The sequence below is a fragment of the Halomonas cibimaris genome, assembly GCF_039537045.1.
Taxonomy (GTDB): domain Bacteria; phylum Pseudomonadota; class Gammaproteobacteria; order Pseudomonadales; family Halomonadaceae; genus Vreelandella; species Vreelandella cibimaris.
This window is the reverse complement of the sequence record NZ_BAAAZT010000077.1, coordinates 95,402-112,428: the sequence shown is the minus strand read 5'-3', so window position 1 is coordinate 112,428 and position 17,027 is coordinate 95,402. Positions and strand designations below refer to the sequence as shown.

General features: G+C 63.8%; 16 protein-coding genes. 9 read left to right on the top strand and 7 right to left on the bottom strand.

Going from position 1 to position 17,027, the window contains the following annotated elements:
• Positions 1 to 7: 7 nt before the first annotated feature.
• The 5 genes from ABD654_RS11625 to ABD654_RS11605 form a co-directional block, all read right to left on the bottom strand.
• Positions 8 to 1,045 carry a phosphotransferase gene (locus ABD654_RS11625; RefSeq protein ID WP_344705047.1) on the bottom strand — a complete coding sequence of 346 codons (1,038 nt, stop codon included), beginning with the start codon at positions 1,043 to 1,045 and terminating at the stop codon, positions 8 to 10.
• 217 nt (positions 1,046 to 1,262) lie between these two features.
• Positions 1,263 to 4,121 carry a valine--tRNA ligase gene (locus ABD654_RS11620; RefSeq protein ID WP_344705161.1) on the bottom strand — a complete coding sequence of 953 codons (2,859 nt, stop codon included), beginning with the start codon at positions 4,119 to 4,121 and terminating at the stop codon, positions 1,263 to 1,265.
• Positions 4,122 to 4,193: 72 nt separating this feature from the next.
• Positions 4,194 to 4,634 carry a DNA polymerase III subunit chi gene (locus ABD654_RS11615; protein ID WP_344705046.1) on the bottom strand — a complete coding sequence of 147 codons (441 nt, stop codon included), beginning with the start codon at positions 4,632 to 4,634 and terminating at the stop codon, positions 4,194 to 4,196.
• A gap of 13 nt (positions 4,635 to 4,647) precedes the next feature.
• A complete protein-coding gene (locus ABD654_RS11610) occupies positions 4,648 to 5,799 on the bottom strand; it encodes a branched-chain amino acid aminotransferase (RefSeq protein ID WP_344705045.1) in 1,152 nt (383 codons plus the stop codon).
• 113 nt (positions 5,800 to 5,912) lie between these two features.
• A complete protein-coding gene (locus ABD654_RS11605) occupies positions 5,913 to 7,433 on the bottom strand; it encodes a leucyl aminopeptidase (protein ID WP_344705044.1) in 1,521 nt (506 codons plus the stop codon).
• Between the two features lie 108 nt (positions 7,434 to 7,541).
• On the opposite strand from ABD654_RS11605, the gene lptF reads away from it, so the two are divergent.
• From lptF to bfr, 5 genes are all read left to right on the top strand, one after another.
• Positions 7,542 to 8,618, top strand: a complete 1,077-nt coding sequence (lptF, locus tag ABD654_RS11600) for an LPS export ABC transporter permease LptF (RefSeq protein ID WP_344705160.1) — start codon at positions 7,542 to 7,544, stop codon at positions 8,616 to 8,618.
• Complete coding sequence (gene lptG, locus ABD654_RS11595) at positions 8,618 to 9,682, top strand: LPS export ABC transporter permease LptG (RefSeq protein WP_344705043.1); 1,065 nt, start codon at positions 8,618 to 8,620, stop codon at positions 9,680 to 9,682. Before lptF ends, lptG begins: the two co-directional genes overlap by 1 nt.
• A gap of 24 nt (positions 9,683 to 9,706) precedes the next feature.
• Entirely contained in the window at positions 9,707 to 10,237 is a 531-nt protein-coding gene (locus ABD654_RS11590) for an RDD family protein (protein WP_344705042.1), read from the top strand.
• Between the two features lie 71 nt (positions 10,238 to 10,308).
• On the top strand, positions 10,309 to 10,515 hold the full coding sequence (locus tag ABD654_RS11585) for a (2Fe-2S)-binding protein (RefSeq protein ID WP_344705041.1): 207 nt from the start codon (positions 10,309 to 10,311) through the stop codon (positions 10,513 to 10,515).
• 205 nt (positions 10,516 to 10,720) lie between these two features.
• Positions 10,721 to 11,206: a bacterioferritin gene (bfr, locus tag ABD654_RS11580; protein ID WP_344705040.1), complete on the top strand. Its 486-nt coding sequence runs from the start codon at positions 10,721 to 10,723 to the stop codon at positions 11,204 to 11,206.
• 138 nt (positions 11,207 to 11,344) lie between these two features.
• Here bfr and sodC read toward each other — a convergent pair whose 3' ends face one another.
• Positions 11,345 to 11,878 carry a superoxide dismutase [Cu-Zn] SodC gene (gene sodC, locus ABD654_RS11575; RefSeq protein WP_344705039.1) on the bottom strand — a complete coding sequence of 178 codons (534 nt, stop codon included), beginning with the start codon at positions 11,876 to 11,878 and terminating at the stop codon, positions 11,345 to 11,347.
• Positions 11,879 to 12,124: 246 nt separating this feature from the next.
• Here sodC and tcdA point away from each other — a divergent pair, with 246 nt between their 5' ends.
• Both tcdA and ABD654_RS11565 read left to right on the top strand, forming a co-directional pair.
• Entirely contained in the window at positions 12,125 to 12,973 is an 849-nt protein-coding gene (gene tcdA, locus ABD654_RS11570; RefSeq protein ID WP_344705038.1) for a tRNA cyclic N6-threonylcarbamoyladenosine(37) synthase TcdA, read from the top strand.
• On the top strand, positions 12,970 to 13,185 hold the full coding sequence (locus tag ABD654_RS11565) for a DUF1653 domain-containing protein (protein ID WP_344705037.1): 216 nt from the start codon (positions 12,970 to 12,972) through the stop codon (positions 13,183 to 13,185). Before tcdA ends, ABD654_RS11565 begins: the two co-directional genes overlap by 4 nt.
• A gap of 66 nt (positions 13,186 to 13,251) precedes the next feature.
• Here the strand turns inward: ABD654_RS11565 and ABD654_RS11560 are convergent, their stop codons facing one another.
• The gene (locus ABD654_RS11560) at positions 13,252 to 14,457 is read right to left on the bottom strand and encodes a DcaP family trimeric outer membrane transporter (RefSeq protein WP_344705036.1); all 1,206 of its coding nucleotides are present in this window, start codon (positions 14,455 to 14,457) and stop codon (positions 13,252 to 13,254) included.
• Positions 14,458 to 14,627: 170 nt separating this feature from the next.
• Between ABD654_RS11560 and ABD654_RS11555 the strand changes: the two genes are divergently transcribed.
• Positions 14,628 to 15,161, top strand: a complete 534-nt coding sequence (locus ABD654_RS11555; protein ID WP_344705035.1) for a CIA30 family protein — start codon at positions 14,628 to 14,630, stop codon at positions 15,159 to 15,161.
• Positions 15,162 to 15,251: 90 nt separating this feature from the next.
• A complete protein-coding gene (aceK, locus tag ABD654_RS11550; protein ID WP_344705034.1) occupies positions 15,252 to 16,997 on the top strand; it encodes a bifunctional isocitrate dehydrogenase kinase/phosphatase in 1,746 nt (581 codons plus the stop codon).
• Positions 16,998 to 17,027: the final 30 nt, after the last annotated feature.

The following is a 17,027-nucleotide window of genomic DNA, read 5'->3' as shown; positions in this document are numbered from 1 at the left end:
GGGCGGGCTAGCCCAGAACGTCGTCGAGATAGTCCAGTTCGTCTTCCACGAAGTCGATGGCGGGCAGCGACAGGTAGTGGTCCACGCGCTCGCGGACGTGGGCAATCAGCGCCGGGTCGCTGAGCTCGGCGGACCAGTCCTCGCCCCGGCGCATGGCGTCGTGGGCCTGCAGATGTTGGGTGCGCCATTTGGCACACCAGGTCAGCGACCACAGCCACATGGCCCGGCGGCAGGCGAGCAGCGCGGCCGCGTCGCCGTTTGTCGTATCGCCCATGGCATGCTGCCAGTGGCGGTAGAAGTCGGCCACCTGCTGCGGCTTGAGCACCGCGCGGCTGTTTACGTCCCAGGTGGTCGAGGTGTACAGGCTGGCGTGGGCCAGATCGAACCCGGCCAGCCCGTAGCGGCATTTTTCCAGATCCACCAGCACCGCGCGGCCTTGATCGTCGATGAGAAAGTTGCCCGGGTGGGCGTCAAAGCTGATCAGGCCGGCGGCGCTGTCATCGAGCTGCGCAGGCATGCTGCCAAGCGCGGCGTGAATGCGCCGGCGAACGGCGTCGGGCAGCAGGGCGGTGTCGACGAAGTCGGCCTGTTCGGCAATTTCGCGGCGCATGGCGTGCCACGGGTTGGCCGGGGCGAAAAGCGGCGCGCGCTGATGGGCCGGCGGCACGGGCAGGCCGTGAATGCTGGCCAGCGCCCGGCTGATTTTTGCCAGATCGTCGGGCAGCTGCGCCGGCCGGCCGTGAATGGCCTCCACCACCAGTCCGCCTCGCGGCAGGTGGCTATCCGCGGGCAGCACGGCGTGCAGGCGCGGCGTGTGCCCGCTTTGAGCCGCTCGCTGAAAACATGCCGCCTGGTAGGCCAGGTTGGCCTCGGGGGCGAGCTTCATCTGGCTTTGCTTGGGCAGTCTGGCCACTCGGTCGTCGCCGCCGCGGTGCAGCCAGACGTGGTCGTGGGCCAGCCCGGTATCCGCCATGGGCTCAAGATCGCGAAAGCTGATGCCGGCGTGTTCCAGTGCCGCTGCAAGCGGCTTGATGGCGAGGGGCATAGGCGCTCCCGGCGTAGGGGTGGACGTGTCGGGCAGGGCTTTAACGGTGAAACCATTGTGGTACAAAAGTTGGACATAGTACACGCAGGGACGGGCCGGGTTAAACGGCGAGGTTTCAACGTTGGCAAAACGCGCGCTGCGTATGGCTTAGCCGGCAAGACGGCAAAACGCCCGCGTGAAGCGGGCGTTGCACCGGGTAACCCTTCAGGCGCGATGGCTACAGCGTGGCCATTTTCTGGCGCTGCTCTTCCAGCAGGGCGCGGGCGGCGCGCACTTCGGCGAGCTTGCTGCGCTCTTTTTCGACCACCGCGGCCGGGGCCTTGGCGGTAAAATTCTCGTTGCCGAGCTTTTTCTCGATGCCTTCGATCTGCTTGTCCTGCTTGGCGATTTCCTTGTCCAGCCGGGCAAGCTCGGCGTCTTTGTCGATCAGCCCGGCCATGGGCACCAGCACTTCCATGTTGCCCACCAGCTGGGTGGCCGAAAGCGGGGCGTCGTCGGGGTTGTCCAGCCAGGTGGCGCTTGAAAGCTTGGCCAGCTTCATCAAAAACGGGCGGTTTTGTTCAAGCCGCGCGGCGTCTTCGGCGCCGCCCTTGGTCAGCAGCGCGTCAATCTGTTTGCCCGGGGCGATGTTCATCTCGGCGCGGACGTTGCGCACCGCGACGATCACGCCCTTGAGCCAGTCGATATCCCGTGCGGCGGCGTCATCGATCAGGCCCTCGTCGGCCTCGGGCCAGGGCTGGGCCATGATCGAGCTGCCTTCGCCTGCCTGGGCATCGGAAAGCGTGCCGGCAAGCGGGGCCACGCGCTGCCAGATTTCTTCGCTGATAAACGGCATCATCGGATGGGCCAGACGCAGCACGGCTTCGAGCACGCGCACAAGCGTTTGGCGGGTGCCGCGCTTGGCGGACTCGCTGGCGGCTTCATCCCATAAAACAGGCTTGGACAGCTCCAGATACCAGTCGCAGTATTCGTTCCAGACAAAGTCGTACAGCGCCTGAGAGGCGTGATCGAAGCGGTAGTTGTCGATGTGGCGGGTGAGCTGCGCGATCGTTTTTTGCAGCGCCGAGAGAATCCAGCGGTCGGCCAGCGACAGGGTGACCTCGCCTCCGTCCGCGCCGCAGTCTTCGCCGTCGGCGTTCATCAGCACGTAGCGCGAGGCGTTCCACAGCTTGTTGCAGAAGTTGCGGTAGCCGTCCAGCCGGCTCATGTCGAACTTGATGTCGCGCCCGGTGGTGGCCTGGGAGAGAAAGGTAAAGCGCAGCGCGTCGGTGCCGTGGGGCTCGATGCCGTCCTTGAACTCGGCCCGGGTCGCCTTGGCGATGGCCTTGGCCTTCTGGGGCTGCATCATGTTGCCGGTGCGCTTTTCCACCAGCTCATCGAGGCTGATGCCGTCAATGAGATCGATGGGGTCGAGCACGTTGCCCTTGGACTTGGACATCTTGTTGCCCTGGGCGTCGCGTACCAGCCCGTGGACGTACACCGTCTTGAACGGCACCTCGCCGGTGAACTTGAGCGTCATCATGATCATCCGGGCGACCCAGAAGAAGATGATGTCAAAGCCCGTGACCAGTACGTTGGTGGGGTGGAAGGTGGCAAGCTCCTCGGTCTGCTCGGGCCAGCCCAGGGTGGCGAACGTCCACAGCGCGGAGCTGAACCAGGTATCGAGCACGTCGTCGTCCTGGGTCAGAGTGACGTCAGCGGCGATGTTGTGTTTCTCGCGCGCCTCGGCTTCGGTACGGGCAACGTAGACGTTGCCGCTTTCGTCGTACCAGGCGGGAATGCGGTGGCCCCACCATAGCTGGCGCGAGATACACCAGTCCTGCAGATCGCGCATCCACGAGAAGTACATGTTCTCGTAGTTTTTGGGCACAAACTCGATATCGCCGTCTTCCACCGCCTTGATCGCCGGGCGGGCCAGCTCTTCCACGGCGACAAACCACTGGTCGGTGAGCAGCGGCTCGATGATATCGCCCGAGCGGTCCCCAAAGGGCAGGGTGTTGTTGACGGCCTCAACTTCCTGCAAAAGGCCGGCGGCGTCCATATCGTCGACGATCAGCTTGCGCGCTTCAAAGCGGTCAAGCCCGGCGTACTTGGCCGGCAGGCGGGCGTCTTCGTCGGGCTGGGGCTGGCCCTTGAGGTTGTAGATCTCGGCGCGCTCGAGCACCGTGGCGTCCTGGGAGAAGACGTTGATCAGCAGGTGGTTCTGGCGCTTGCCGACTTCGTAGTCGTTGAAGTCGTGGGCCGGGGTGATTTTCACGCAGCCCGAGCCCTTGTCCATGTCGGCGTGCTCGTCGGCGACGATGGGGATGCGCCGGCCCACCAGCGGAAGTTCGATGAACTTACCCACCAGCGAGGCGTAGCGCGGGTCTTCCGGGTTGACCGCCACGCCGGTATCGCCCAGCAGGGTTTCCGGGCGGGTGGTGGCGACCACCAGATAGTCGCGGCCGTCGTCGGTTTTAACGCCGTCGGCCAGCGGATAGCGGAAGTGCCAGAAGCTGCCCTGCCGGTCGCGGTTTTCCACTTCCAGATCGGAAATCGCGGTGTGCAGGGTAGGGTCCCAGTTGACCAGCCGCTTGCCGCGGTAGATCAGGTCGTCTTCGTGCAGGCGGACAAACACTTCCTGCACGGCTTTATAGAAGCCGTCGTCCATGGTGAAGCGTTCCCGCGACCAGTCGACGCTGGCGCCCATGCGGCGCAGCTGGCGGGTGATGTGGCCGCCGGACTCTTCCTTCCATTCCCACACCTTGTCGAGAAAGGCGTCGCGGCCCAGATCGTGGCGGGTCTTGCCCTGTTCGGCGGCGAGCTTGCGCTCCACCAGCATTTGCGTGGCGATGCCGGCGTGGTCGGTGCCGATCTGCCACAGGGTGTTGTTGCCCTGCATGCGCTTGTAGCGGGCCAGGGTGTCCATGATGGTGTCCTGAAACGCATGCCCCATGTGCAAACTGCCGGTGACGTTGGGCGGCGGAATCATCATGGCAAACGGCGTGCCGGCCCCGGAGGGGGCAAAGCGGTTGTCGGCTTCCCAGCGCTGGTACCAGCGGGTTTCGATGCTTTCGGGTTGGTAGGTCTTGTCCATGGAATCACTCACAGCGAAATGCCGCGCCGGGGCGAGGCATTGAATTCATGTCGTTGGGTGTGGCGTGTAGCGTCAGGCGCTTGAGCCCAGCTTGTGCGGCACCACCTCATGGCCCTGCGCCCTGTAGCGCTGCCAGCACGCGCGTTTGGCCATCAGCACGGCCTGGTGCTGGTTGATGATTTCGGCCACCCGGGCGTAGCGCTCAAAGCCTGCGGGAATGTCCGGGTGCAGGTTCAAAAGCGCCGTCTCGCCCCGGGGGGCGGGCAGCTCGCCGGTGCCAAGCGTCACCGGCACGCTTGGGGCCATCTCGCTTTCGAGAAGGGCGTGGGGCAGATAGGCGTCCGGTCGAAAGTCCCACAGCGCGGCGTCGGCCTGCTCGGCAAGGGCCTGATCCTCGCAGTGCAGGTGCAGCCGGTAGCCGCGGCGCCAGATGGTATCGGCCAGCTTGCAGGCAAAGGCCAGGCGCGCCTCAAGGGTGGTATCGGCCAAGATGTAGAAATCGATGCGCGCCATACGGCCCTCGGGGCTAGACCAGCCGGGTCAGCCAGCCGCGAGTGTCTTCGCAGCGGCCGTACTGCAGGTCCAGCAGCTTTTTGCGCAGGCGCTTGGCCACGGCGTTGTCACCGCCGGCGGACAGACGGATGCGCTCGTCTTCGGTCACCAGCTCGCTTACCGGGGTAATCACCGCGGCGGTGCCGCAGGCAAACACCTCGGTAATGTCGCCGGAGGCCGCCCCTTCGCGCCATTCGTCCAGGCTGATGGGCCGCTCTTGCGGGGTGAGGCCGTCCTCTCTGGCAAGGGTGAGTACCGAGTCGCGGGTGACGCCTTCGAGGATGGTATCGGTCAGCCGCGGGGTGACCAGCCGGCCGTCGCTGAAAACGAAAAACAGATTCATGCCGCCAAGCTCTTCGATCCAGCGGTGTTCCGCCGCGTCGAGAAACGCCACCTGGCTGCAGCCCTGTTCTTCGGCCTGCTTTTGCGCGGCAAGGGAGGCGGCGTAGTTGCCGCCGCACTTGGCAAAGCCGGTGCCGCCGGGGGCGGCGCGCTGGTAGTGGCGGGAAAGCCAGATCGAGACCGGCTCCACGCCGCCCTTGAAATAGGCCGCCGCCGGCGAGGCGATGACGTAGAAATCCACCTCGTGGGAGGGGCGCACGCCGAGAAACGCCTCGCTTGCGATCATGAACGGGCGCAGATAAAGGCTGCACTCGTCGGATTCGTCAACCGGGGTGGGCACCCAGGCGTGGTCCTGGGCCAGCAGGGCCTTGAGCGCGCCGATGAAGTCGTCATCGGAGAGCTCCGGCAGGGCCAGGCGGCGCGCACTTTTGCGAAAGCGCTCGGCGTTTTTCTCCGGGCGAAACGTCCACACCGAGCCGTCGGCGTGGCGGTAGGCTTTGATGCCTTCGAAGATTTCCTGGCCGTAGTGCAGCACGGCGGCGGCCGGGTCGAGGGTCAGCGGGCCGTAGGGGCGTACGCCGTGGGCGTGCCAGCCGCGCCTCAGCGTCCAGCGAATATACGCCATGTGGTCGCTGAAGTGCGTGCCGAACCCGGGCGCCTGAAGAATGCTGTCGCGGACGTGATCGGCCGTCGGCTGGTTGGACGGCACCAGCTGAAAGGCGTCGGCAAGAAAGGCGTCGGCAAGAAAGGCGTCGTCAGGAAAGGCGTCTGAAGGCACGAGCATGTTCTCCGCTGAAAACCAGCGCGGGGCTGGCGGGTAAAAAAAGGGCGTACAAGGCCTTTGCAAAAGGCCGGCGCGGGCCTGGCGGCAATGCAGCCGGGCCCGGGACGTTCATGTTAGCGCTCGGCGCCTATCGCGTCAGCCTCGTTTTGCCGGTCCAGCAGGTACTGGGTCAAAAGCCCCACCGGGCGGCCGGTGGCGCCTTTGTTGTCGCCGGAGTGCCAGGCGGTGCCGGCGATGTCCAGATGTGCCCAGGGGTAGGCCTCGGTGAAGCGCGACAAAAAGCAGCCGGCGGTAATGGTGCCGGCCGGCTTGCCGCCGATGTTGGCCAGATCGGCGAAGTTGGAGTCCAGCTGCTGCTGGTAGTCGTCCCAAAGCGGCAGGTGCCAGGCGCGGTCCCAGGCGGTTTCCCCGGCGTCGAGCACGTCCAGGGCCACGTCGTCATCGTTGGCTAAAAGCCCGCTGGCGTGGTGGCCCAGGCCGACAATCACCGCCCCGGTGAGGGTGGCGATGTCCACCACGCTTGCCGGTTTGAAGCGCTCGGCGTAGGTCAGCGCATCGCACAGCGCCAGCCGGCCCTCGGCGTCGGTGTTGAGCACCTCAACGGTGAGCCCTTTGAGCGTGGTGACAATGTCGCCGGGCTTGGTGGCCGCACTGCCGGGCATGTTTTCCGCCGCGGCGACGATAAACACCAGGTTGAGCCTGGGCCGGATACCCAGCACCGATTTGGCGGTGCCGAAGACGCTGGCCGCCCCGCCCATGTCGAACTTCATTTCGTCCATGCCCGCGCCGGGCTTGAGCGAGATGCCGCCGGAATCGAAGGTGATGCCCTTGCCCACCAGCACGTGGGGCGCGTCGTCGGGATTGTCCGCGCCCTGGTAGTGCATCACGATCAGCCGGGTGGGCTCGGCGCTGCCGCGGCCTACCGACAGCAGCGAGCCCGCGCCGAGGGCTTCAAGGGCGTCTTCGTCGAGAATCTCGGCGGTGAGCGCGCCGCCGGATTCAGCGGCCAGCGCCTCGGCTGCGCCGGCCAGATAGCGCGGCGTGCAGACGTTGCCGGGCAGATTTGCCAGCGTGCGAGTATGGTTGATGCCCTCGCCAACGGCCCGGCCGATGTCGGCGCCCTGCTGAACAAGGGCGGCGTCGTCGCTGTCCCGGGCGCACAGCGTAATATGTGCCAGCGCCGAGGGTTTGGCATGGGTGGTCTTGAATTGATCAAAGCGGTAGCCGGCGCCGACAATGGCCTCCAGCGTTTTCTGCGCCTTCCAGGCGCTGTCGCGACCCTCCAGCGGCACGTCGCTAAAGGCGATCACGGCGCTGTCGGCGGGCAGCTTGATCAGTGCCTGGCCGGCGGCGTCGAGTGCTTTGATAAACGCCGCTTCCCCGCAGCGCGACGGCTCGCCCAGCCCCACCAGCATCAGCCGCTCGGTGCAAAGGCCCGGGGCAAAGGGCACCGTCAGCACGTTGCCCAGCGCGGCATCGAAGTCGCCGCGTTCCATCAGCTGACCGATCAGCCGCTCGCTGGCGTCGTCCAGCCGGGCCGCCGCCGGCAGCAGCGCGCCGCTTTGAAACACGGGAACGACCACGCAGTCGGTTTCGGCTTTGGCGGGGTTGGCAGTCTGCACGGAAAATTGCATGGCGTCTCCAAACAAGACAAGCATTGAGAGAATCAGGATAATACCCGTCAGTGTACCCAAGCCATGGGCGCATTGCATGGCATCCTGCAAGACTGGCCGGAGATCGCGTTGATTTTATTTCGCTACCTCACCCGCGAAGTGCTGCTTACCATGTCGGCGGTGGCCGGCGTTTTGCTGCTGGTGATCATGGGCGGGCGTTTTATCCGCTACTTTGCCGATGTGGCCGAGGGGGAGTTTCCCGTCACGGTGCTGGGCAATCTGATGCTGTTTCATCTGCCCGGTTTTATGGAGCTGGTGCTGCCGCTGGCGTTTTTTCTGGGCATTTTGCTGGCCTACGGCCAGCTCTACATGAACAGTGAAATTACCGTCATGGTGGCCTGCGGCATAAGTCCGATGCGGCTTTTGCAAATCACTTTGCTGCCCTGTGCCGTGGTGGCCGTGCTGGTGGGCATCTGCAGCCTATGGCTGGCGCCCTGGGGCAGCATGGCAACGGAAGGCATTATTCAGGAGCAGCGCAGCCGGCTGGATGCCTCGGTGTTGACGCCGGGCCGCTTTCAGGACTTTGGCGCGGGCCGTACCGCCTATATCACCGGCTTTTCCGACGACGGCCGGCAGATGCAAAACGTGTTTGTCCATGAGCTGGGCAGCCGCGGCGATGATCTGCCCAACTACGTGACCCGGGCCGAGCAGGGCTATCAGCAGGTACGCGACGAAACCGGCAGCCGTTTTCTGGTGCTCGAAGACGGTGACCGTTTCAGCGTGGTGCCGGGAGATCTTCAGGCCGAGCATCTGGCCTTTGAGCGCTACACCATCCGCCTGGGAGAAAGCAAAACCCTCAGCGCCTCGGACGAGGCCGAGTTTCAGCCCACAAAAGCGCTGTGGCGAAGCGAGGCGCCCGGCGCCAAGGCTCAGTGGCAGTGGCGCATGGGCGTGCCGCTGATGGTGTTTGTGCTAGCACTGATTGCTCAGCCGCTGTCTCGGGTCAACCCGCGCCAGGGGCGCTTTGCCAAGCTGCTGCCGGCGGTGTTTCTCTATGTTGCCTACCTGAGTTTGTTGCTGGCCGCCGTGGACGCCGTGGGCAGCGGCTCGCTGCCGGCGGCGATTGGCGTATGGCCGGTTCACGCCGCGTTTTTCGCGCTGGGGCTGGCCCTTGTCTGGCGCCTGCAGCGTAAGGGGATGCGCTAATGCTCACCGATCGTTTGGACCGCTACATTGCGCGCAACGTGCTGGCCGCCATTCTGGTGGTTCAGCTGGTGCTGCTGGGGCTTGATTTGATCATCGCCTACATTGATGACCTGGACGACGTTCAAGGCGCCTATTCAAGCCTTGACGTGCTTTTGTATCTAGGCATGCGCCTGCCCTGGCGGTTTTATCAGTATGCGCCGGTGGCGGTGCTGATCGGCGCGCTGATCGGTCTTGGCAGCATGGCGTCGAGCAACGAGCTGACCGTGATGCGCGCCGCCGGGCGCTCGCTTTCGCGCATTGTCTGGGGGGTGATGAAGCCGGTGCTGCTGGTGGTGGCCGCGGTGCTTTTAATCGCGGAGTTTGTCAGCCCGCGCACCGAGCAGTTTGCCGAGGCCTGGCAGCTCGAACAGCGCCTGGGCGAAGGCGCGGTGCTCACCAGCCGCAGCGCCTGGCAGATTGAAGGCGACAGCGTCTACCGTTTCGGCGCCATCCGCGCCGACGACGTGGTGCTGGATCTTCTGCGCTACCGCTTTGACGATCGCCGGCTGGTTGAAGCGTCCTATGCCGAGCGCGCCTACTGGGAAAACGATCAATGGCGGCTGAGCAACGTGGCCACTACGCGGTTTTTCCCCCGGCGTACCGAAGTGACGCGTCGCGCCACCGAGGCCTGGGATACCGCGCTTACGCCTACCCAGCTGGAGCGGCTTTTGCGCGATACCGAAACCCAGTCGCCCAGCGAGCTGTACGCCTACGCGCAGTTTTTGCAGTCCCAAGGGCGCAGCGCCGAGCAGCCCCTTTTGTATTTCTGGCAAAAAATGCTGCTGCCGCTGACCATGGGCTCGCTGGTGCTGATCGCCGCTTCGTTTGTGTTCGGCCCGCTGCGCACCGTGGCCGCCGGCACCCGGGTATTTTACGGGGTGATTACCGGGCTTACGTTCAAATATACCCAGGACTTGCTGGCGCCGGCGTCGACGATTTTCGGCTTTTCACCGGTGTGGGCGGTGCTGGTGCCTACGCTTGCCTGCGCGGCGGCGGGGCTTTTGCTTTTACGCCGTAACGGCTAGCTTGCTTTTATTAAAGAGATTTCAATGACGCAACGACGTTTTACCCAGCTCGATAGCGTAGCGCCGGCCGGCCTGGCCCGGCGGCTGGGGGCGATGCTTTACGACGGTTTTCTGGTGATGGCGATCTGGCTTTTGGTAACGGTGGCGCACCTGGCGTTTTTACGCTTTGTGCTCGGCCGCAGCGCGGAGAGCATCGGTACCGAAAGCCTTGCCGTTGCCACGCTGCGGCTGCTGCTGGTGTGCTCAGCGGCGGCGTTTTTTACCTACTGCTGGCGCCGGGGCGGCATGACGCTGGGCATGCAGGCCTGGCGGCTGCGCGTGCAAACGCCCGAGGGCGCGCCTATCAGCCTTGTCCAGAGTCTGATCCGCTGCACGGCGGCCTGGGTGTCCCTTGCTGCGCTGGGTATCGGCTACTGGTGGGTGCTGTTTGATCCGCAAAAGCGCAGCTGGCCGGATATCGCCTCCGGTACGCAAACGGTCGTGCTGCCCAAGGCCTTGCAAGGCGCAGAAAAAAAACAGGCGGATCGCGCGAAGGCGGCAAAGCGCCAAAAATAAACGCGCTCACTGCTTGCGATTCTTTATAGGAATCATTTACATTGGCGACATGTGTCCAGCGAGGTGTCGCCATGTATGTCTGTATGTGCAAGGGAGTGACCGACCACCAGATCCGCCGGGAAGTTGACAGCGGTGCCCGCAGCTTTCGCGACGTGCGCGAGGCGACCGGCTGTGCAACACAGTGCGGCAAGTGCGCCTGCATGGCCAAGACCATCACCCGCGAGGCGGTTCAAAAAGCGCGCGCCCAGGCCGACATGGGGCTGGCCTACGCTATCTGACGCGAATCTTTCTTGTTGCGTTTGCTTTTGGCAACGTGATGATGTGTTTGAGTTGTTAAGCGCATCGCCTATACTTCCGGACATTCCGGGCGCATAGCCTTCGCGCGTGCCTGTCCGGTCGAACGCAAAAGCCTGGCGGCGTTGCATCTGTCAGGCGTCATTTGACGGCGTTGTACCCTGCAATGCCCGGACCAAAGGTGGTGATATGAAAGGCGATCCGCAAGTTATCAAGCATTTGAACATTGCCCTGGGCAACGAGCTGGTAGCCATCAATCAATACTTCCTGCACGCCAAGATGTACAAGGACTGGGGGCTGAAGGCGCTGGCCAAGTGGGAATACGACGAATCCATCGAAGAGATGCAGCACGCCGACAGGCTCATTGAGCGCATTTTGTTTCTTGAAGGCATTCCCAACCTGCAGGATCTGGGCAAGCTCTACATCGGCGAGAACGTCAAGGAAATGCTCGAAAGCGATCTCAAGATCGAGCACGACGGCCGCAACGACTACATTGAAGCGATTACCTACGCTGAAAGCGTCAAGGACTACGTCAGCCGCGACCTGCTGCGTGATCTGCTGGCCGAAGAAGAAGACCACATCGACCATATCGAAACCGAGCTGCACCTGATCGAGCAGGTGGGGATTCAAAACTACCTGCAGCGCCAGATGCAGATGGCCGGCGACGAAGACTAACCTCTTCGCTGCAAAGCGCCGGAACAAAAAACGGGCAGGCCGTCAGCGGCCTGCCCGTTTTGCGTCGTACAGCGCCGGTGGGCCGGCGATGACGGCGTGCGCGACGGTTTTACTGTTCCACTTTTTTACTGTTCCACTTTACTGTCCTACTACGCCGCAGGCGACGCGGGCACCGCCGCCGCCCAGGTGGGGCTCGTCGGAGTAGTTGTCGCCGCCGGCGTGGATCATCAGACTGCGGCCGTCCAGGTCGTCAAGGCTCAGCCGCGGTGCCAGAATGGCCAGGGTGGCCTTGCCGCTGCTATCAACGCTGAGCGCCGGCAGATCCCCCAGGTGGCCCTCGCCGTAGGGGCCCTGGTGGGTGCCGGTTGCTTCAGGGTCGTAGTGGCCGCCGGCCGATAGCCCGGCAACGCTTTCGCCGTCGTCGTTGTTGCCGGGCTCGCAGCTGGCATTCTGGTGGACGTGAAAGCCGTGGATGCCGGCCTCGAGTCCGTCCAGAGACGGCGTCAGCAGCAGGCCGTGATCGCTCTGCTCAAGGGTGACGGTGCCCAGCGAATCGCCGACGCCGTCGGCGCTGATGCGGTGTACGTCAACGTCAAGCGTATCGGCGGCCTGGGCCGAGGCGGCCATCAAAAGCGATGCGGCCAGAGCGGAAAACGGTGCGGTATAGCGCATGCGAAACTCTCCTTCTACGTAACGGCTGCCCCAAGGGGCAGCGTTTGAGCGAGAAAACACCTTCGAGCCTAGCAAAGTTTGGCCCGGTGACCCAATGCCGCCCGGATGCGAACGCCCGAGCCAGGCGCGTATTGCACCGCGCGTGATGACATTTGGCCGTCGGGCCGTGACAATAGCCACCCGCTTGCCGGCCGCGCCGGTAGCGGCGTGCCTGACGTTTCATCCCGATGCATAGCGAGGCCCTCGATGGCTCCATTTGATACCTCACCGGCGCCCGCCGCGCCCTTTGACGACTATCGCCTGCGTTTTGGCGGCATCCGCCGACTGTACGGGGGCCGGGCGGCTGCGGCTTTTCGCCGGGCACACGTGGTGGTTGTAGGCGTTGGCGGGGTCGGTAGCTGGGCCGTCGAGGCGCTGGCCCGTTCGGGCATCGGCAAACTGACGCTGATCGATCTGGACGATGTGTGCGTGTCCAACGTCAACCGTCAGCTTCACGCCCTGGACGGCACCGTGGGCCGGGCCAAGGTCGAAGTGCTGGCCGAGCGCTGCCGGCTGATTGCCCCGGAAATCGAGGTGGTGGCGGACACGGCCTTTGCCACGCCCACCAACCTTGAGCAGCGCATCCCTGAAGATGCCGATCACGTGGTTGACGCCATTGACAGCGTAGTGGCCAAGGCGGCGCTGATCGCCTTTTGCAAGCGGCGCAAGATAGCCCTCACCGTGACCGGTGCGGCGGGTGGCCAGACCGACCCGACGCGCATTCGGGTGGTGGACCTGACGCGCACCGTGCACGACTCGCTGCTGGCCCGGGTGCGTTCGCGCCTGCGTCGGGACTACGGCTTTTCGCGCAATCCCAAACGCCGCTTCTCGGTGGAGTGCGTCTACTCCGACGAGCAGCTGGTGTACCCGGGCGCAGACGGCGAGGTGTGTCATCAAAAACCCGGCGACGGCGAATCGGCTCGCCTGGACTGCGAAAGCGGCTTTGGTGCGGCCACGTTTCTCACCGGCACGTTTGGCTTTGTTGCCGCCTCTCGGGTACTTGCCCGGCTGGCGAAAAAAGCCGCCAGTGCCCCTGCCAGCGAGGTTGCGCCATGACACCTGTTCCCGGCATTTATCGTCACTACAAAGGTGCGCTGTATGAGGTGCTGGGCGGCGCCCGGCACAGCGAAACCGAAGAGGCGCTGGTGGTCTATCGCGCGCTTTACGGCGAATACGGCCTTTGGGTGCGCCCGCTTGCCATGTTCAACGAAACGGTGCACAAGGATGGCCGGCCACAGCCGCGCTTTGCGCTACACAAGGCCTTTTAGACAAAAATGCCCCGCCGTAAGCGGGGCATGGGCGCTTGGCCCGGCGTACGCCGGCCGGACGCGGGGTTAAAAGCTGTACTGGGCTGCGAAAATCATGCGGCTTGCTTCTTTTGTGTCGCCGCCTTTGGTTTCCTGGCTGAAGTAGCCGTACTCGACGCCCATCATGACCTTGTCAACCGGCGTCCACTGGTAGTTGAGCATGGCGTTCTGGTTGGTTTCGGCAGCGGCGCTGGTCATGGCACCGTCTGCGACGGCGTCGTCCAGGTCCAGCTTGGTCATGCCGTAGCCCAGGTTGATGCTGCGCCCGTTGCCCAGGTCCAGGCTGGTGCCCAGCGAGCCGCCGTAGCCCTGGATGGTTTCAATATCGCTGCCGTCAACGTAGGCGCTGGTGCCGTAGAAGTCGTTGCCCGAGCGGTACAGGTAGCTGTTGGCGCCGTCGGTGTAGTTCACCGCGCCCTGAACCGAGAGCATCTCGGTAAGTTCGATCGTCATGGCACCGAACACGCCGTAGCCCATGGCGCTGTCGTCGACATCGCTAGCGGCGACTTGAGAAACAGCGGGAGCGCCGTTTGGGCCTACGACGACATCTGAAGACGCAGACCTGCCTTCGGCGCTAATGCGTTTAACGAGACCGGCGGCGGAGTACGATACAGCACCGGCGGAGTCTTCAAAGCGTGCCGTGAGCACCGGAGCCGACTCGCGAGTATCGAGGTTGGGGCCTGATGCATCGGCAATATCCGGCCCGCGAACGGCGTCTTCCACGGAGAAGGATAGCGCGCCGGTGGTGTAGCGAACCTGCTCGGTGCGATCCTGCAGGCCGGCAAGCCCTGCCAGGCTGTCAAAGTCCAGCGTCGGGGTGTAGCCCACAAAGCTGTTGTAGTTGGACCAGGTGCGCCCGGCCAGGAAGTTCTTGTATTCGCCGTAGGCATGGCGCAGGCGCAGATCGCCGCCGCCGCCGCCGCGGAAGTCACCCTCAACGGTGACTTCCATGCCGGAGGCGTGCTTGACCTTGACGCCCAGGCGGCTTTGGTAGGCATCGGCGCCAAAGTGCGTCTTGCCGGTGTCTTCAAGCGCAAAGGAGCCGGAACGCGTTGACAGCGCGTTATCGCCGTCAAAGTCGTAGCTCATGTTCAGGCGTGCATAGCCGTAGAGGCTGGCTTCAACGTCTTCGGTGACGCTGAGATCAACGGCGCTGGCCTGGCCGGCGACGCCCAGTACGGTAGCGGCGGTGGCGGCCTGAACGGCGAGTTTGAGCGTGTTTTTAGTCGGCACGATGGTTGTTCCCTTGGGTAGCTATTGTGTTGTTGAATTTTTTATTGTCTTTGTTTATAGGGCGGATAGCCTACCGTAGTTACCGTATGTTTCAAAGGTTATCTTTTTATATCGTCAACGGCAGCACTCGGGACCGCCGTGCTGCACGTTCGGCCAAAGGAGGCGCGCAGATGTCTGAACTGTCTTTTACCACGCTCGTAGACGAGGCCGCCCGTGAAGAAGCCCGGCGCTGGTATGCGGTGAACGACGGTGTCATGGGCGGGGTATCCAAAAGTGCCTTTCACGTGACCGAAGGCCTTCACGCGGGGCAAGGAGAGGGGCGCTTTGTCGGCGACATCTCGCTTGAAAACGGCGGCGGATTTGCCTCGGTGCGCCGAGAGCCCGGTGCCTTCGAGCGTGCGCTGACCCGTGCCGGCGGTATTGCCCTGCGGGTGTGCGGCGACGGGCGCACGTATCAGCTGCGGATAAAAAGCCGGGCGATTGACGAGGGCTGCGCCTACCGCGTGGCCTTCACCCCGGCCAAGGATGAGTGGCAGACGTGGCGCTTTGCCTGGCACGAGTTCGAGGCGGTATGCCGGGGCCGGCATCTGGTTGGCGCGCCGGCGCTTGCCGCTGGTGACATCTACCAGCTGGGCCTTTTGATCGCCGACCGCCGGGGCGGTGATTTCTGCCTGCGCCTGGCGCGCATCGATGCGGTGCCATAAGCTGCTGCGGCTGCCACCAAGGTCGTCTCCCCACCGGGCCGGTATCTGCGCGAAGCTTGACGGCAAACGCTGACCTCTCAGGAGACGCCCTTGTCCCTATCCGCAGCCTATCGTCTGGCCGCCACCGTGCTTCACGGCTTTGACGAATACCGCGCGCGCTTTCAGGCCATGACCCGAGAGGCCAGCCAGCGCTTTCGCGATGCCGACTGGCAGCAGGCCCAGCGGGCCAGCGCCGAGCGCATCAACCTGTATAAAGAAAAAGTCGACGCCACGCGCACGCGGCTGGAGCGCACGTTCAGCGAAGAAGTGCTGACCAACTGCGAATACTGGTGCGAAGCGCGCGGCTGCTACGCGCAGCTGATCAGCCAGCGGCTGGATTTTGAGCTGGCCGAGACGTTTTTCAACTCGCTTTTCTGCACGGTGTTTCATCACCGCCACATTCGCAACGACCGGGCGTTTGTGTACAGCTCACGCGATGGCGCCCCGCACCGTTCGGGCATTGAGCTGTGCCGGCGCTATGCGGTGAACGGCGACTGGCAAAGTGCTTTGAGCCGTGCGCTGGTGGAGGCCCCGCTGGCGCTTCCCTTCACCGATGCCGCACGGGATTCCGCCCGGGGCGCGGCGTTTCTGCGAGAAGCCTTGCCGCCGGCCGTTTTGCATGCCGACAACGCCGAGCTGGAGCTTTTGCACAGCGTTTTTTATCGCAACAAGGGCGCCTATCTGGTCGGGCGGATTCGCGGCGGCGGCGAACAGGTCCCGCTGGTGCTGCCGGTGTTGCACGACGATGGCAACGCCGCGGCCTGCCTGCGCTTGGATACCGTGCTCATCGAGCCCGATGAGGTCTCGATTCTGTTCTCCTTTACCCGGGCGTATTTTCAGGTAGACGTGCCGGTACCCGGCGAATGCGTGGCCTATCTGCAGGGGCTGATGCCGAATAAACCGATAGACGAGCTGTACGCTTCCATCGGCTTTTTCAAGCACGGCAAGACCGAGTTTTTTCGCGCGCTGAACCGCCAGGTGGCCAAGCGCGAGGATCGCTTCATTCTTGCCCCGGGCGTGCCCGGCATGGTGATGGCGGTGTTTGTGCTGCCCTCGCACCGCACGGTGTTCAAGATCATCCGCGACCGCTTCGATCCGGCCAAGGACATCACCCACCGGGAAGTGCGCGAGAAATACCAGCTGGTCAAGCGCCACGACCGGGTCGGGCGCATGGCCGATACCCAGGAGTTCTCCAACTTTATTGCCCGCAAGGACCATTTCGACCCGGATTGCCTGGCGCACCTTTTGGAAACCGCGCCTTCCACGGTGTCGATGAAAGGCGATAAGGTGCTGATCCGCCACTGCTATACCGAGCGCATGATGACCCCGCTCAACCTCTACGTGGAGCACTGCAGCGAAGAGGAAGTGGCGACCGTGCTCAACGACTACGGCAACGCCATCAAACAGCTGGCGGCGGCCAATATTTTCCCCGGCGACATGCTGCTGAAAAACTTCGGCGTAACGCGCCACGGCCGGGTCATCTTTTATGACTACGATGAAATCAGCTACCTGACCCACTGCTGCTTTCGCGCGCTGCCGCGCACCGCTGACGGCCGGCGGGCCGACGTCTCGGCGCTGTCCATCGGGCCGAACGATATCTTCCCCGAGGAGTTTGGTCCTTTCATGATCGCCAACCCCGAGCGCCGGGCGCTGTTTACCCGCCAGCACCCTGAGCTGTTTGATCCGGACTACTGGCAGGGCCTGCAGCAGGACATCCGCAACGGCCGGGTGATCGATGTGTATCCGTATCGCAACAAGCAGCGGTTTAACGGCGGCCGCGACGCGCTGGTACACTGACGTTTATTGACACTGACACTGACGCAAGCA

Coding starts and splice junctions, on each gene's coding strand:
- lptG (WP_344705043.1), top strand. CDS start 8,618: ATGCTCACCGATCGTTTGGACCGCTACATTGCGCGCAACGTGCTGGCC.
- ABD654_RS11610 (WP_344705045.1), bottom strand. CDS start 5,799: ATGCTCGTGCCTTCAGACGCCTTTCCTGACGACGCCTTTCTTGCCGAC.
- bfr (WP_344705040.1), top strand. CDS start 10,721: ATGAAAGGCGATCCGCAAGTTATCAAGCATTTGAACATTGCCCTGGGC.
- ABD654_RS11620 (WP_344705161.1), bottom strand. CDS start 4,121: ATGGACAAGACCTACCAACCCGAAAGCATCGAAACCCGCTGGTACCAG.
- ABD654_RS11565 (WP_344705037.1), top strand. CDS start 12,970: ATGACACCTGTTCCCGGCATTTATCGTCACTACAAAGGTGCGCTGTAT.
- tcdA (WP_344705038.1), top strand. CDS start 12,125: ATGGCTCCATTTGATACCTCACCGGCGCCCGCCGCGCCCTTTGACGAC.
- ABD654_RS11590 (WP_344705042.1), top strand. CDS start 9,707: ATGACGCAACGACGTTTTACCCAGCTCGATAGCGTAGCGCCGGCCGGC.
- ABD654_RS11555 (WP_344705035.1), top strand. CDS start 14,628: ATGTCTGAACTGTCTTTTACCACGCTCGTAGACGAGGCCGCCCGTGAA.
- ABD654_RS11605 (WP_344705044.1), bottom strand. CDS start 7,433: ATGCAATTTTCCGTGCAGACTGCCAACCCCGCCAAAGCCGAAACCGAC.
- sodC (WP_344705039.1), bottom strand. CDS start 11,878: ATGCGCTATACCGCACCGTTTTCCGCTCTGGCCGCATCGCTTTTGATG.
- ABD654_RS11625 (WP_344705047.1), bottom strand. CDS start 1,045: ATGCCCCTCGCCATCAAGCCGCTTGCAGCGGCACTGGAACACGCCGGC.
- ABD654_RS11585 (WP_344705041.1), top strand. CDS start 10,309: ATGTATGTCTGTATGTGCAAGGGAGTGACCGACCACCAGATCCGCCGG.
- ABD654_RS11615 (WP_344705046.1), bottom strand. CDS start 4,634: ATGGCGCGCATCGATTTCTACATCTTGGCCGATACCACCCTTGAGGCG.